Raw genomic sequence first — 13,091 nt, forward strand, 5'->3', positions numbered from 1 at the left:
GGTGGCAGCGAAGCGGCCAAGTGGAATGCCGAGCCGCTTCACTGCCCGGTCAGAAATGTCCCTTGGCCCGGAAGCTGTAAAAGCCTGACCGGCTGACGATGATATGGTCGAGCAGGCGGATATCGAAGAGCTTCGCCGCCGCGAAAATCGCGCGGGTAACGGCCATATCGCAGTTGCTTGGCGTGGAATCGCCAGAGGGATGGTTATGGGCCAGGATCATGCCTGTGGCGCCGATGTCCAGCGCCTGACGCACCAGCTCGCGAGGCGCCAGACTGACCCTGTCGACGGTGCCATAGGCGACGACATCGTCGCGTATCAGCCCGTTCTTGGCGTCGAGGTGGAGTATGCGCGCCTGTTCGACAGGCATATGGGCCATATGCGCGAAGAGATATTGTTGAACAGCGCGATCGTCTCCGAGGATCGTGCGTTGCCGGATTTCCTGGCCTAGCGAATGCAGCAGAAGCTGCCGGGCGGCCAGCAACAACTCGACGACGTGGGTGGCATCCGGCAGAGCCCGTTTCAGCCGCTCCGGACTTGCGGACAGGGCCGAGGAGGATGTGCCGAATTCGGCGATGAGCCGGTCGGCCAGTCGCGCGGCCCCAGGGCGTTCGACCGTATGGATCAATCGGTGAAGAAGGTCTCGCCCCTCTTGCGCCGATGATGGCGCCACGTCGCGCAGGCCAATGTGGCGAGCATCGGATAGACCCACATGGCTATCGCATTCGCATATGCCCACGGAATGACATGCGGGACATAAGGCGCGAAATGAGTGAGGGCCGTGAGTCCCTGCATTGCCGTAAGCCATAGTGGCCAATATTTTTCCGTCGTCATCGAAAGGCAGAGCAGAACCACGAAAAACGAGCCGTCGACCATGAAGACCGGCAACTCCATGTGGCGAAACCGCAAGGCCACCGAGCTCACGAAGAGCAAGCTCAAATAGGTCATGGCTATGATGCCGACAGCCGCTATCCGCTCAGCCTTGCCACCTCGAAGCAAGGCGTAGCCGCAAACGGCCCACATCAGGGCGCCATAGATTAGTTGCCGGGTCACCCGCTAAGCCCATCACGGCCAGGGGCCTGACGTCAAGGGGTGACCCGTCATCTCACGCTGCGCGCAGCGGCGCGACCTCGCGATCGTCGATTACCGGCGGGGCCGGGATCTTGTCACCGCCGGCGACCACCGGCAGGTTGAACTTGCGCTGGACCACCGCGAGCTGCCGATGGCCTTCCACGACCTGTCCCCGCGCAGCGATGATGGTCGAAAGCGAACCAAATAAGTTGGAGAAGGCGCCCTGCGCCACCTCCATGGCAAAGTTGCCATCGAGGCGCGCCATCGGCAGTTCCGCCGCGAGCATGGCACCCCTGTTGGCTGCGATGTCTAGCGCACGCTCATATTCCTCGAGCGCGGCATAGACGCGTAGCGTCGCATCATCACGGTTCTTGGACATAATTCTCCCCATGCGCCGGATAGGGCGCCTCAGATCGATTGCAGGGATGTCTAGCGCTTCAGCGCCAGGACAATATTCGACAGAGCAGCGAAGCCAGAGAGTAGCGCGCCGGTTCCCAAGCCAATTCCGATGATCAACACTGCGATCCAGAACAGGCGTTGGGCGATCGTCAGATCGTTGCGTGGTTTCCCTCTGGTAGGCACGGGCAGCGGGAAATCTATGAAGGTTGCTTCGCCGTAGGTCAGGTAGGGAACCTGATCCTCTCGAAGCGCGCTCATGGCATCTCCATGCCCGTTACCGACCGAAGCCGGTGACTGCATGATGAGCGTTTCGGACCGCGAGGCAACGGAGTGCGGTTGACTAGTCAACCGCTGACTAGGCTCCTCGCGCTCGAAGGAATCCAGCAATCGCGCGGCTTCGAGGCGATTGCTCACCCCCAGGGTCTGGATCGCGCTACGGAAATGATTGTCCACGGTCATCGGCGAAATGCCGAGTTCGCGGCCGATTTCCTTTGACTGCTTGTGCTGAAGGACCAAGCGCAGACAGTCGCGCTGCCGCGCGGTCAACTTGGTGATGGCCTCATGTCCCATGCGCTGAAATTACTCGATCGCTCCGCCAAGTCGATGCGAATCTGAACAGCTTTATACTTTCGGATGATCCGTGGCGGGACGACAGGGGGCGAATCGGCCCTCCCAGCCCCTTGTCTTCAGTCGATGGGATAGCTGATTGCGAGCACTTCATGTTCCCTGGTGCCGGCCGGTAGCGTCACGCGCCGGACGTCTCCGACCGCAGCACCTTTCAGCGCATGGGCAAGAGGGGAGCGCCAGCTGATCCGACCTTGACTGGCATCGGCTTCGTCCTCGCCGACCAGCGTAAGCACCCGCTCGACATCGTCGTCATCGACGATGGTCACCGTCGCGCCGAAGAAGACCCTGCTGCGATCGGCCTGGCGGGCTGGGTCAACCACCTTCGCCGATTTCATTCGCCGCGAGAGATGGCCAAGCTCGCGATCGATTTCGCGCAGCTTCTTGCGGCCATAGATATAATCCCCGTTTTCGGATCGGTCGCCGTTGCCGGCGGCCCAGCTTATCACCTCGACCAGCGCCGGCCGCTCGGTGCCGAACAACAACTCGTAACGCTCGCGCATCGCCGCGAAGCCCTCTGGCGTGATATAGTTGACGCGCTCCTCGGTCACCGCTCGCGCCGCTGGTTGAGGACCTCATAAGCCATCACCGCGGTTGCCACCGCCGCGTTCAGGCTGTCGGCCTTCCCCAGCATCGGCATCTTCACCAGCAGGTCGCATTCGGTTTCATATTCGGCCGGCAGCCCCTGCGCTTCGTTGCCGACAAGGATGAAGGTCGGGGCCGCATAACTGGGCGCCTGATAATCCTGGGCGGCCTTGAGGCTGGTTCCGACGAGCTGTCCTGGGCCGGCGCGCAGCCATGCCAGGAAGTCGGGCCAGCGCGCCGTCGCGATCCGCTGGGTGAACAGCGCTCCCATCGTCGCCCGTACGGCCTCGACCGAGAAGGGGTCAACGCAATCGTCCACAAGGATGAGTCCACCGGCTCCCACGGCGTCGCCGGTGCGCAGGATCGTTCCGAGATTCCCTGGGTCGCGCAGCGACTGCGCGACGATCCAGATATCGGCGGCGCTACGGTCTAGCCGGTCCAGCGTGGTATCGAACTCCCGATACACACCGATGACTGTCTGCGGATTGTCCTTGCCCGACAGCTTGGCGAGAATGTCGCGATCGGTCTCGATCGCGTCGCCGCCGGCTTGTTCGACCAGACCGATCAGCCGCTGCGTCATCGGATGTCCAGCGCCATCCTTGGTGAAGAAGATCATCTCCGGAAGGGTGCCGCTGTCGGCGGCCTCGGTCAGAATGCGCAATCCTTCGGCGAGGAACAGCCCCGCTTCACGGCGATGCCGCTTCTCGCGCAGCGAACGCACGCGTTTGACCAACGGGTTGGAAAAGGCGGTGATCTGGCGGGGCAGGGTGAAGACTCTCGGCTGATGTTCCGCGCATCTCGAGCAAAGTCGAGGAGCGCCGTTCTGGCGAAACATGTCTCGACTGCGCTCGGTACGAGCGCAACCTAAGTTGCTATTCCTCGCCGAACTTGCCCTCGACGAGTTCGACCAGCGCGCTCAGCGCCTTTTCCGCACCGTCGCCACGAGCCGAGATGATGACGCTGTCGCCCTTCGCGGCGCCCAGCATCATCAGCCCCATGATCGAGGTGCCCGCGACCTTGGAACCGTCCTTCTCGACCTCGACATCGGCACTGTGCGAACTCGCCAGCGTCACGAACTTGGCGCTCGCCCGGGCATGCAAGCCGCGGATATTGGTAATCTTGACCTCACGCTGGAGCGTCATGCAGCAGCTTCCCCCAGCACTTCGGATGCAACCGATATATATTTACGCCCTGCGTCGCGTGCTGCTGCGACTGCAGCCTTTATGTTCATCATCTTTCGCGCGCCTTCAAGGCGAATCAACATCGGCAGGTTGATTCCCGCGATAACCTCGATCCTTCCCGGCTCCATCAGCGAAATGGCGAGATTGGACGGTGTGCCACCGAACAGGTCGGTGAGCAGAATGACGCCGGATCCGTCGTCCACCGACTTGACCGCGCGCGCGATGTCGGCGCGGCGGCCTTCCATGTCGTCGTCCGGACCTATGCAGATCGCCTCAATGGCAGTTTGCGGCCCCACGACATGTTCCATCGCGGTAACGAATTCGGCCGCAAGACGACCGTGAGTAACGAGCACCAATCCGATCATTCGACTAACAACCCAATGGTCACGATCCTAAGCCTGGCAAGGTGCTCTCCCCGACGTCCGGCTTCGGCTGAGCCAGATCGCGGTGGCGAACCGTGGGCGAAAATCCCGCCTCGCGCAACCGCATTGCGAGCGATTCCGCGAAATGCACCGATCGGTGCTTCCCGCCGGTGCAGCCTATCGCGACAGTGATGTAATTCTTTCCCTCCGCCTCATAGCGTGGGAGAAGCAGCAGGATCAGCTCCTCAATCCGCGCCTTGGCCTCGGAATAGACGGGGTCGCCGGCGATATAGGCGGCCACCTCCGTGTCGAGCCCGGTGCGAGGCTTGAGCTCCGCGACCCAGTGCGGATTACGCAGGAAGCGCATGTCGAACATCAGGTCGGCGTCGCGGGGAACGCCGCGTGAAAAGGCGAAGGACATCACCGTCAGCGTAGCGCTGCCCGGACCAGACTTGCCGAAGCGCTGGCGCAGCAAGGCCTGCAAGTCGTTGGTCGAGCGCCGGCTAGTCTCGACCAGCTCGTCGGCAGCCTCGCGCAGCGGCGCGAGCAACTCGCGTTCGTAGATGATCCCATCCTCCACGGGACGGTCCTGTGCGAGCGGGTGCCGGCTGCGGGTTTCCGAATATCGGCGGCTAAGCTCTGCGCCTGAACAGTCCAGGAACAGAATTGAGGTATCGCGCCCATCGTCGCGCAGCGACTGTGCCCGGCGGACGATCCGGTGACTGTCGAAGTCGCGCGTACGGCTGTCGATACCCACCGCCAATGGACGATGGTCGTCGACGCTGCCTTCCGGCGGGCTGGCGGCAAGCAGCCTGTCGAGCAGTGACACGGGAAGATTGTCGACCGTTTCCCAGCCCATGTCCTCGAGCGCCTTGAGGGCGGTTTTCTTGCCCGCCCCCGACATTCCCGTGACGAACAGGATGCGGCGCGGACCCGGCGACACTCTCATGGCCTCGCGTCCAGTCCGAACATCCGGAGCGCCTGTTCGGCCTTGATCGGTGCCGATGCCTCCAAGGCGGCGAAAGCGAGGACCGGGACGGCGATCCCGCAAAGCATATCGGTCGGCAGAGTTTCGCCGGCCATCCGTGCGGGGACGGTGTCGAGGTCAAGCATCAGCGCCACCGGACCTTCTCCGCCAAAACCTATATCGACGAGACCGATGCCTCGAATCTCGATCCGTCCGGCAATCTGGGACGGTGAGCTCGCATATAGGATCCCGCCGCGCGCCTCGAGCCCGGTATAGTCGTCCGCAATGAGCAGCGCACCGCGGTCGATCAGGCGCAGCGCCAGGTCGGATTTGCCGCTGCCCGACTGGCCGGACAACAGCAGCACGCGGCCGTCTATCAGGACGCTGGTCGCGTGCAGCGGATTGGTGTGCGGCACGGCTCATCGGCTCCAGGCGGGCAGGCGAATGACGAATCGCGCGCCAGAGGGGGCATTGTCCCGGTCGGTAGCCATGATCGTGCCGTTATGCCCTTCGACTATCGCCTTCGCGATGGCGAGGCCGAGCCCGCTATGCCGGCCGAACTCCTCGCCGTCCGGGCGATCGCTGTGGAATCGGTTGAAGATCGCCTCGCGCGCCTCGGGCGGCACGCCGGGCCCCTCATCCTCTACCCGGATCACCACATCATCGCCATCGCGGGTGGCTGCAACCTGAACGAGCCCCTGGGGTGGGGAGAAAGATACTGCGTTTTCAACGAGGTTCTCGACGACTCGGGTAAGGCGCGAGCCATCTCCGAACACCACTGCCGTCCCCCGGTGCGGCCGCGCGAAGGCGACGCGAACATTGCCGTTGCGGCCACGTTCCTCGCGCGTCGTCAGCAGCCCTTCGATCATGATGCCGAGGTCGATCGACTCGAATCGGGCCCGGGCCAGCTCGGCGTCGACCCGCGACGCTTCGGCAATGTCGGTGATCAGCCGGTCCAGCCGCCCGACATCATCGCGGATCACGTCGATCAGCTGCTTCTGCAGGGCAGGGTCCTGCACGAGCCCGAGACTGTCGACCGCAGAACGCAGCGAGGCGAGCGGGTTCTTGAGCTCGTGGGTGACATCGGCGGCAAACGCCTCGGTCGCGTCGATCCGCTGCCGAATCGCCAGGCTCATGTCGGACAAGGCCCTGGCGAGAGTGCCGATCTCGTCGCGGCGGTCGGGCAGGCGGGGAACCTGCACTTCGCGCGCGCGGCCGAGCCGCACGCGGTGCGCAGCCAAAGCGAGACGGCGCAACGGGCGGACGATGGTGCGGGCCAGGAACAGCGACAGGCTGACCGACACCAGTACCACGAGCAGCAGGACCACGCTCAACCGCAGCCGTTCCGCGCGCACGATACGGGTGATGTCGCGCTGGTTCTCGGTCGACAGCAGCACATTGCCGCCGCCATCCGGCCCTTGCACATCGATCGCGGCAATGATCATGGGCGTGCGGTCTGGCGCGCGCTGCACGTCGGTCACGATGTTGCGGCTTCGCACGGCCTCGATCGCCTGGGGCCAGGCGGCCAGCGTGTCGACCTGAGGCTCGCGGTAGTGGCGGGGGCGATCAGCCCCCACGACGACATCGATCGACCGATCGAGGAAGCGCGCGGCGCGTTTCTGCCATTCCTCCAGCGTCGGATCGCGCAGCTGATAGGTGGGACCGGAGATCGCCCAGCTGTCGAAAGTGGCAGGAACCTTGGCAGCGCGGGCGCGGCGCGACGGGTAATGATAGACGCGCAGCCTGGTGTCGGTGACGGTCCCCAGCTTGGCGAGAAGCGCCGGCCGGCCACCGGGAGGCGTCACCGAATAGGCTTCGGCGATCAGCCGCACCTGGGTCGCCGTCTCCTCGAGCCTGGCGTCGATCAGCTGCGATCGGTAGCTGTCGAGATAGAAGAAGCCGCCGGCCAGCATGGCCAGCGCGAAGATGTTGACGGCCAGGATTCGCGTGGTGAGCGACGTCCGTGCGGCGGCTTCGGGAGTGCCCAGCGCGCTGTCATTCCTCGGCAAAGCGGTAGCCCACGCCATAGAGGGTCTCGATTGCCTTGAAGTCGTTGTCGACCTGCCGGAATTTGCGGCGCAGGCGTTTGATGTGGCTGTCGATCGTGCGATCGTCGACATAGACATCGTCCTGATAGGCGGTGTCCATCAGCTGGTCGCGCGATTTGACGAAACCGGGCCGTTGCGCAAGCGCTTCCAGGATGAGGAATTCAGTGACGGTCAGCGTCACGTCCTGCCGGTTCCACTGGACCCGGTGCCGGGCGGGATCCATCTCGAGCCGCCCGCGCACGATCTTCTCGGCCGGCGGCGCATCGGGCTGGTCCTCGGCTTCGGCGCGAGCCTCGGTGCGCCGCAATATCGCGCGGATCCGCGCGATCAGGAGCCGCTGCGAGAAGGGCTTTGTGATATAGTCGTCGGCGCCCATGGCGAGACCCAGCGCCTCGTCGAGCTCGTCGTCCTTCGAGGTAAGGAAGATCGTCGGGATGCTGCTCTTCTCGCGGAGGCGCCGCAGCAATTCCATGCCATCCATGCGCGGCATCTTGATATCCAGCACGGCAAGATCCGGTGGATTGTCGAGCAGGGCCTTCAGCGCGGCTTCGCCGTCGGAATAGACCCGCACGCTGAATCCTTCGGATTGCAGCGCGATCGAGACCGAAGTGAGGATGTTACGATCGTCATCGACCAGAGCGATGGTAGGCGACATGGGCCGGATGGCCTCCCCGAGAAAATGGGCGAAAGGAATTGGCCTACACGCCATGGCCCGGAAACTGTGCACCCTGACTAGCCTAGCCCTTATGCGCGTTCAACTATGCCGCGCACACTCTTTACGATCAGCCGCTTTGAAACTATGCGCGAGAGAAACAGCTAAAGGCGCGGATGAGGCTCGATCGACGAGTTCGAGCCCCATAGACGCACCCAATCATTAGGAGGGCGGCCGCCCGTTGCGGTCTAACCCGTATAGGAGAACAATGTGCCTAAGCTCCCGCCCGCCTTTGGCCTCGACAAGCAGGGTCTTGATGTCGACGCTCAGCTTCACTGGAACCTCGGAACCGCACCGCTCGTAGAGCTGGCCATCCAGCGTGGCGAGGGCCTTCTTGCCAAGGACGGCCCGCTGGTGGTCAAGACCGGTGCCCATACCGGGCGTTCGGCGAACGACAAGTTCATCGTCCGCGACGCCGAGACCGAAGACACCGTGTGGTGGGGCAAGACCAACAAGGGCATGACGCCCGAGCATTTCGCGGCGTTGAAGGCCGATTTCCTGGCCCATCTCAAGACGAAGGACATGCTGTTCGCGCAGGACCTGTTCGGCGGATCGCAGCCGGCGCATCGCGTCAATGTCCGCGTGATCACCGAGTTCGCCTGGCACAGCCTGTTCATCCGCACCCTGCTGGTGCGCCCGCAAGCGGCCCAACTGGCATCGTTCGTGCCCGAGTTCACGATCATCGATCTGCCGAGCTTCGTCGCCGATCCGGCGCGCCACGGCTCGCGCAGCGAAACCGTGATCGCCGTCAATTTCACCGAGAAGCTGATCCTGATCGGCGGCACCCGCTATGCTGGTGAGATGAAGAAGTCGGTATTCGGCATCCTCAACTACAAGCTGCCGGTGAACGGCGTGATGCCGATGCACTGTTCGGCGAATATCGGCCCGAAGGGCGATACCGCGGTGTTCTTCGGCCTGTCAGGCACCGGCAAGACGACCTTGTCGGCCGATGCCAGCCGCACCCTGATCGGGGATGACGAGCATGGCTGGTCGGATGAGGCGGTCTTCAACTTCGAAGGCGGCTGCTATGCCAAGATGATAAATCTCTCGCCGGAAGCCGAGCCGGAGATCTATGCGACCTCGAAGCGCTTCGGCACGGTGCTCGAAAATGTCGTGATCGATCCCGAAACGCGCGAACTCGACTTCAACGACAGCAGCCTGGCCGAGAACAGCCGCGGCTCCTATCCGATCGATTTCATTCCCAATGCCTCGAAGGATAATCTCGGTCCGGTCCCGAAGAACATCATCTTCCTCACCGCCGACGCCTATGGCGTGCTCCCTCCGATTGCGAAGCTGACCCCGGATCAGGCGATGTACCATTTCCTGTCAGGCTACACCGCCCGCGTCGCTGGCACCGAAATCGGCGTGACCGAGCCGTCGGCGACCTTTTCGACCTGCTTCGGCGCCCCGTTCATGCCGCGCCATCCCTCGGTCTATGGCAACCTGCTGAAGGAGCGCATCGCCAAGGGCGGGGTCGACTGCTGGCTGGTCAACACTGGCTGGACCGGCGGCAAATACGGCGTCGGCAATCGCATGCCGATCAAGGCCACCCGCGCGCTGCTCAACGCTGCGCTCGACGGCAGCCTGAACGATGCCGAGTTCGTCACCGATCCCAATTTCGGGTTCAAGGTGCCGCTCGCGGTCGCCGGTGTCGACAGCAAGATCCTTCAGCCCCGGGACACCTGGGCGGACAAGGCCGATTATGACGCGACCGCGCGGAAGCTGGTCGGCCAATTCATCGAGAATTTCGCGGAATTCGCGGACCATGTCGACGAAGGCGTTCGTCAGGCGGCGCCGAAGGCGGCCTGACGCAAGTCCGGAAAGGGCCGGCGGCCTTCAGGAGGGCGCCCCAGCTTCGGCCGGGGCGCCCTTCTTGCATTTGAGGGACAGGAAATGACGATGTTCGAAGCGCCGCGGCTGTTCGGAGACGAGCGCGAGATCCGTCGCATCGGCCTGGGCCTGCTCGATCGCAGCTTGCCGAAGGAGCAGTGGACGCATGAGGCGCACCTGGCGGCATGCCTGTGGATCCTGACCGAACGCCCCGACATCCTGCCGGAACGCGACATGCGCGAGATCATAAGCGGCTATAATGCAGCTATGGGCGGCGTGAACGACGACAGCAGCGGCTATCATGACACGATCACCCACTGCTTCATCGCCGGCGTCAGGAGATGGTTGGATCGCACCGACGCGCCCTCGCTGCTCGAGCGGGTCAACGGGCTGCTGCTGGCACCGGAGGGGCAGCGCGACTGGCCTCTGCACTTCTACGATCGCGAAACGCTGTTTTCGGTCGAAGCGAGGCGCGGAAAAATCGCTCCGGACGTGAAATATTTACCATGAATCTCCTACTAAAAATTAAGGCGGCGGCCCTTAAACCGATCAGGAAATCTCCTGGGCGGATGCAATGTACGAATCCAAACCACCTTCGTCTGGCGGCCGGAAGGGCTGGAGCCTCGACGCCCTGTTCGGGCGCTCCGTCGAGCAAGCCGCGGCGACCCCGTCACCGCTGATCGCTCCGGCGCTAGAACCTGCCCCGGCGGCCACCGACATCTTCTCCCGCATTGGCGGGTTCCTGCGCGCGCATCGGCTCGATCCGACGCCGATCAACTATGATCTCGCCTATAAATATCTGAGCGGCAACGATCCGACGCTGGTCGCCTCGGTTGACACCGCGATCGTGCGCGACGGCCTTCTTCGCCCCGAAGTGGCGGAGCAGATCGCCGAGGCTGCCGCTAACCAAGTCTCCTCCGAACTGGTCGGGAAGCTGATCGACCAGGCACACCAGAGCATGACGCTGGCAGCCAGCCTCGTCGGCCAGTCGCGGACCGACGTGAAGGTTTTCGGCACAGCCCTCGACAAGGGGGCGTCCGCAATCGACGCTGGCGGCGAATCTGCCGCAAGGGCGCTGGAGCTGATGGTCGAGCTGACGCGCACGATGATCGGCAAGACCCAGGATGCAGAGCGCCGTCTCGCCGACATGGGCGCGCAGATGGAATCCTTGCAGGGCGACCTGGCCGAGGCGCAGGCCGTGGCCGAGAGCGATCCGCTGACCGGGCTCGCGAATCGCCGGGCCTTCCAGTCCCGTCTCGCCCGCGCGATGACGCAGGCCCAGGCGGAGAATTATCCGTTATCGGTGGCGTTCTGCGACATCGATCATTTCAAGTCGATCAACGACAACCACGGCCATGACACCGGCGATCGGATCCTCAAGATGGTCGCGGATGCCTTGTCGGAAGGTGCGGGAGAGGATGCCTTTGTCGGACGCTTTGGCGGTGAGGAGTTCCTGATCCTGTTCGACGGCATCATGGCGCGCCGTGCGGCGATGCGCGTCGACGAGATTCGCGACGAGCTATCTGGCCGCCATCTGGTTTCGAGGACGACGGGCGAACCCCTGGGTACCGTCACCTTCTCGGCCGGGATCGCGCAACTCCTGCCCGGGGAAGCCGATGGCGACATGCTGCGGCGTGCCGACGAGGCGCTTTACAACGCCAAGAACAGCGGGCGGAACCGCGTTATCATCCACGGAGAAGATTGACGGAGCCCTTGCTCAGCCCTTCGATCGCCGGGCGCGGGACATCCGCCTCCGCCCGGTGTTCGAAGGCGAAAGCGAACAACCCGCTGGTTATCCCCGCGCTCTCACCATATATGGCCTCGAATCCTTCACCACCTCGCTGGGATTCGACTTCATGGACATCAGCCTCGGCCTTACCTTCGACGACGTGCTTCTCCGGCCCGCCGAGTCCGAAGTCCTGCCGAGCCAGGCCGATACCGCCACGCAGGTAACGAAATCGATTCGCCTTAATATCCCGGTGCTGTCCTCGGCGATGGACACCGTTACCGAGGCCGATATGGCGATCGTGATGGCCCAGCTCGGCGGCCTCGGCGTGCTCCACCGCAACCTCACCGTGGAAGAGCAGGCCGCCGCGGTCCGTGCGGTCAAGCGGTTCGAATCGGGGATGGTGGTCAACCCTATCACGATGCGCCCGGAGCAGAGCCTCGCCGAGGCGCTTGAACTGATGGCGCGGCACAAGATTTCCGGCATTCCAGTGGTCGAGGCGAGCGGCAAGCTGCTCGGAATCCTCACCAACCGCGACGTGCGGTTCGCGGAGAATCCCAAGCAGCCGGTCGCCGAGCTCATGACCAGCCAGAATCTGGCGGTGGTCCGCACCGGCGTGTCGCAGGAAGAGGCGCGCCGGACCCTGCACCAGCGCCGCATCGAAAAGCTGCTGGTGGTTGACGACAGCTATCATTGCGTCGGCCTGATCACGGTCAAGGATATCGAGAAGGCGGTGAATTACCCCAGCGCCACCAAGGATGGCACGGGGCGGTTGCGCGTCGCGGCCGCGACGACGGTCGGCGACAAGGGTTTCGAGCGCACCGAGGCGCTGGTCGACGCAGAATGCGACCTGATCGTCATCGATACCGCGCATGGCCATAACCGCGACGTCGCCCGCGCGGTCGAGCGGGTGAAGCGACTCTCCAACTCGGTCCAGGTGATCGCGGGCAACGTCGCCACGGCGGAGGCCACGCGCGCGCTGATCGACGCCGGCGCCGATGGCATCAAGGTGGGCATTGGCCCCGGTTCGATCTGCACGACACGGGTGGTCGCGGGCGTTGGCGTGCCGCAGCTCACCGCAGTCATGGAGTCCGCCGAAGAGGCCGCGAAGTCGGGCATCCCGATCATCGCCGATGGCGGGCTGAGGACGTCGGGCGATCTCGCCAAGGCGCTGGCCGCCGGCGCGAGCTCGGTGATGGTCGGATCGCTGCTGGCGGGCACCGCCGAAGCCCCCGGCGAGACCTTCCTGTACCAGGGGCGCGCCTATAAGAGCTACCGCGGCATGGGCTCGGTCGGTGCAATGGCGCGAGGCTCGGCAGACCGCTATTTCCAGCAGGATATCAAGGATCAGATGAAGCTGGTCCCCGAGGGGATCGAAGGTCAGGTGCCGTTCAAGGGCGCGGCGCGCGACGTCATCCACCAGCTTGTCGGCGGCGTCAAAGCAGCGATGGGCTATACCGGATCCCGCACCATTCCTGATCTCCAGAAGCGCGCGCAGTTCGTCCGCATCACCAATGCGGGCCTCCAGGAAAGTCATGTTCACGATGTATCGATCACCCGCGAGGCACCGAATTATCCGACGCGGTAGG

At 63.8% G+C, this 13,091-nt stretch carries 16 protein-coding genes; 4 read left to right on the forward strand and 12 right to left on the reverse strand.

The genetic code is table 11. The features are described from left to right. Window positions 1-49: 49 nt before the first annotated feature. The 12 genes from AC1DQK_RS00675 to AC1DQK_RS00730 all read right to left on the reverse strand — a co-directional run bounded on the left by AC1DQK_RS00675 (window position 50) and on the right by AC1DQK_RS00730 (window position 7,889). Window positions 50-625: a JAB domain-containing protein gene (locus AC1DQK_RS00675; RefSeq protein WP_477866341.1), complete on the reverse strand. Its 576-nt coding sequence runs from the start codon at window positions 623-625 to the stop codon at window positions 50-52. Beyond that, window positions 622-1,050: a hypothetical protein gene (locus tag AC1DQK_RS00680; protein ID WP_477866343.1), complete on the reverse strand. Its 429-nt coding sequence runs from the start codon at window positions 1,048-1,050 to the stop codon at window positions 622-624. The genes AC1DQK_RS00675 and AC1DQK_RS00680 overlap by 4 nt, the downstream gene beginning before the upstream one ends. A gap of 52 nt (window positions 1,051-1,102) precedes the next feature. Beyond that, window positions 1,103-1,447: a hypothetical protein gene (locus tag AC1DQK_RS00685; protein ID WP_477866345.1), complete on the reverse strand. Its 345-nt coding sequence runs from the start codon at window positions 1,445-1,447 to the stop codon at window positions 1,103-1,105. Between the two features lie 50 nt (window positions 1,448-1,497). Further along, window positions 1,498-2,037: a LuxR C-terminal-related transcriptional regulator gene (locus AC1DQK_RS00690; RefSeq protein WP_477866347.1), complete on the reverse strand. Its 540-nt coding sequence runs from the start codon at window positions 2,035-2,037 to the stop codon at window positions 1,498-1,500. A 116-nt stretch (window positions 2,038-2,153) separates the two neighbouring features. Next, a complete protein-coding gene (locus AC1DQK_RS00695) occupies window positions 2,154-2,642 on the reverse strand; it encodes a GreA/GreB family elongation factor (RefSeq protein WP_477866349.1) in 489 nt (162 codons plus the stop codon). Further along, on the reverse strand, window positions 2,639-3,442 hold the full coding sequence (locus AC1DQK_RS00700) for a TrmH family RNA methyltransferase (RefSeq protein WP_477866961.1): 804 nt from the start codon (window positions 3,440-3,442) through the stop codon (window positions 2,639-2,641). The genes AC1DQK_RS00695 and AC1DQK_RS00700 overlap by 4 nt, the downstream gene beginning before the upstream one ends. Window positions 3,443-3,548: 106 nt before the next feature. After that, entirely contained in the window at window positions 3,549-3,818 is a 270-nt protein-coding gene (locus tag AC1DQK_RS00705; RefSeq protein ID WP_477866351.1) for an HPr family phosphocarrier protein, read from the reverse strand. Beyond that, window positions 3,815-4,222, reverse strand: coding sequence for a PTS sugar transporter subunit IIA (locus AC1DQK_RS00710; protein ID WP_477866353.1), 408 nt, complete (start codon window positions 4,220-4,222; stop codon window positions 3,815-3,817). Before AC1DQK_RS00710 ends, AC1DQK_RS00705 begins: the two co-directional genes overlap by 4 nt. A 19-nt stretch (window positions 4,223-4,241) precedes the next feature. Further along, the gene (rapZ, locus tag AC1DQK_RS00715) at window positions 4,242-5,168 is read right to left on the reverse strand and encodes an RNase adapter RapZ (protein ID WP_477866355.1); all 927 of its coding nucleotides are present in this window, start codon (window positions 5,166-5,168) and stop codon (window positions 4,242-4,244) included. After that, window positions 5,165-5,602 carry an HPr kinase/phosphorylase gene (locus tag AC1DQK_RS00720; protein ID WP_477866357.1) on the reverse strand — a complete coding sequence of 146 codons (438 nt, stop codon included), beginning with the start codon at window positions 5,600-5,602 and terminating at the stop codon, window positions 5,165-5,167. The genes rapZ and AC1DQK_RS00720 overlap by 4 nt, the downstream gene beginning before the upstream one ends. A 3-nt stretch (window positions 5,603-5,605) precedes the next feature. Then, a complete protein-coding gene (locus AC1DQK_RS00725) occupies window positions 5,606-7,213 on the reverse strand; it encodes a sensor histidine kinase (protein WP_477866359.1) in 1,608 nt (535 codons plus the stop codon). Further along, complete coding sequence (locus AC1DQK_RS00730) at window positions 7,182-7,889, reverse strand: response regulator transcription factor (RefSeq protein WP_477866361.1); 708 nt, start codon at window positions 7,887-7,889, stop codon at window positions 7,182-7,184. Before AC1DQK_RS00730 ends, AC1DQK_RS00725 begins: the two co-directional genes overlap by 32 nt. Before the next feature lie 267 nt (window positions 7,890-8,156). On the opposite strand from AC1DQK_RS00730, the gene AC1DQK_RS00735 reads away from it, so the two are divergent. From AC1DQK_RS00735 to guaB, 4 genes are all read left to right on the forward strand, one after another. After that, window positions 8,157-9,755: a phosphoenolpyruvate carboxykinase gene (locus AC1DQK_RS00735; protein ID WP_477866363.1), complete on the forward strand. Its 1,599-nt coding sequence runs from the start codon at window positions 8,157-8,159 to the stop codon at window positions 9,753-9,755. A gap of 90 nt (window positions 9,756-9,845) precedes the next feature. After that, window positions 9,846-10,286, forward strand: coding sequence for a hypothetical protein (locus tag AC1DQK_RS00740; RefSeq protein ID WP_477866365.1), 441 nt, complete (start codon window positions 9,846-9,848; stop codon window positions 10,284-10,286). A gap of 64 nt (window positions 10,287-10,350) precedes the next feature. Continuing rightward, window positions 10,351-11,481, forward strand: a complete 1,131-nt coding sequence (locus tag AC1DQK_RS00745; protein WP_477866367.1) for a GGDEF domain-containing protein — start codon at window positions 10,351-10,353, stop codon at window positions 11,479-11,481. Window positions 11,482-11,632: 151 nt separating this feature from the next. Continuing rightward, the gene (guaB, locus tag AC1DQK_RS00750; RefSeq protein ID WP_477866963.1) at window positions 11,633-13,090 is read left to right on the forward strand and encodes an IMP dehydrogenase; all 1,458 of its coding nucleotides are present in this window, start codon (window positions 11,633-11,635) and stop codon (window positions 13,088-13,090) included. The last annotated feature ends 1 nt before the right edge of the window (window position 13,091 follow it).

It is taken from the genome of Rhizorhabdus sp. P4_G5, assembly GCF_056401065.1.

Bases quoted from the DNA above. Each gene is read 5' to 3' on its own strand.
- AC1DQK_RS00685 (WP_477866345.1), bottom strand. From the start codon at position 1,447: ATGTCCAAGAACCGTGATGATGCGACGCTACGCGTCTATGCCGCGCTC.
- AC1DQK_RS00690 (WP_477866347.1), bottom strand. From the start codon at position 2,037: ATGGGACATGAGGCCATCACCAAGTTGACCGCGCGGCAGCGCGACTGT.
- AC1DQK_RS00705 (WP_477866351.1), bottom strand. From the start codon at position 3,818: ATGACGCTCCAGCGTGAGGTCAAGATTACCAATATCCGCGGCTTGCAT.
- AC1DQK_RS00710 (WP_477866353.1), bottom strand. From the start codon at position 4,222: ATGATCGGATTGGTGCTCGTTACTCACGGTCGTCTTGCGGCCGAATTC.
- rapZ (WP_477866355.1), bottom strand. From the start codon at position 5,168: ATGAGAGTGTCGCCGGGTCCGCGCCGCATCCTGTTCGTCACGGGAATG.
- AC1DQK_RS00725 (WP_477866359.1), bottom strand. From the start codon at position 7,213: ATGGCGTGGGCTACCGCTTTGCCGAGGAATGACAGCGCGCTGGGCACT.
- AC1DQK_RS00730 (WP_477866361.1), bottom strand. From the start codon at position 7,889: ATGTCGCCTACCATCGCTCTGGTCGATGACGATCGTAACATCCTCACT.
- AC1DQK_RS00740 (WP_477866365.1), top strand. From the start codon at position 9,846: ATGTTCGAAGCGCCGCGGCTGTTCGGAGACGAGCGCGAGATCCGTCGC.
- AC1DQK_RS00745 (WP_477866367.1), top strand. From the start codon at position 10,351: ATGTACGAATCCAAACCACCTTCGTCTGGCGGCCGGAAGGGCTGGAGC.
- guaB (WP_477866963.1), top strand. From the start codon at position 11,633: ATGGACATCAGCCTCGGCCTTACCTTCGACGACGTGCTTCTCCGGCCC.